1 protein-coding gene is annotated in these 309 nt (G+C 57.9%); it reads left to right on the top strand.

Features of this window, described 5'->3' with window-relative positions; translation table 11 throughout:
- On the top strand, positions 1 to 309 hold a 309-nt coding region (locus tag ACRXB1_RS37560), incomplete at both ends, for an Hsp70 family protein (RefSeq protein ID WP_449494961.1).

The following is a 309-nucleotide window of genomic DNA, read 5'->3' as shown; positions in this document are numbered from 1 at the left end:
TCGTCATCAAGGCGAACTCGGGTCTGTCTGACGCCGAGATCGACAAGATGGTGAAGGATGCTGAAGCGAACGCTGACGAAGATCATCGTCTGCGTGAACTGGCCGACTCGCGCAATCAGGGCGACGCCCTGGTGCACAGCACGAAGAAGGCCGTGGCTGAGTACGGCGACAAGATTGAAGCAGCCGAGAAGGAACAGATCGAAGCTGCGTTGAAGGATCTTGAAGAAGCGCTCAAGAGCACGGCGAGCGACAAGGCCAGCATTGACGCGAAGATTGAAACGCTGTCCACGGCGTCGCAGAAACTCGGCG

The sequence above is a fragment of the Caballeronia sp. M23-90 genome (genome assembly GCF_053574605.1).
The sequence above is the reverse complement of the archived record's forward strand: the minus strand, read 5'-3'. Positions and strand labels throughout refer to the sequence as shown.